Raw genomic sequence first — 506 nt, 5'->3', positions numbered from 1 at the left:
TCAGGCCGGGCGGGCCAGCAGCTCGCCGAGGTGGCGGTCGATCTGGGGCATGTAGGAGGGGGCGATGCCGAACAGTCCCAGGTGTCCGCCGATGTCGTCGATGATCCGCAGCTCGCTGCCCTTGATCAGCTCCTGCTCGGCGCGGCAGTCACGCACCGGGAAGAACATGTCCTCGTTGATCGGCAGCACGAAGGTGGTGGCGGTGATCCGGCCCAGCGCCGCGGCCAGGTCCCCGCCGGTGTGCCGGGCCACGTCCCCGCGCTGCCACTTCCACGCCATGCACAGCAGGTCGTTCGGGTCCATCACGGTGAAGTAGGGCTCCAGGAACCCGGTCAGGAACGCCTCCTTGGAGTCGAACTCCAGCGCCCGCCACACCTCCTGCTTCCAGAACTCGGTGGAGAACCCCATCACCGCCCAGATCCCGGCGTGCCGGCGCAGCCCGGCGGCGACCTCGGTGTGGGAGGCGTACTCGCCCCCGTTGAACCCCGGGTCCGAGGTGATCGCCG

Annotated in this window: 1 pseudogene; it reads right to left on the bottom strand. The window is 69.6% G+C overall.

The annotated features are described in order from the left end of the window. Nucleotides 1-506 (bottom strand): annotated as a pseudogene (locus tag ACFQE5_RS15370) (hypothetical protein); the annotation flags it as partial.

Origin of the sequence: Pseudonocardia hispaniensis (genome assembly GCF_042658695.1) — a bacterium.
Lineage (GTDB): Bacteria > Actinomycetota > Actinomycetes > Mycobacteriales > Pseudonocardiaceae > Pseudonocardia > Pseudonocardia hispaniensis.
This window is presented reverse-complemented; position numbering and strand designations above follow the sequence as displayed.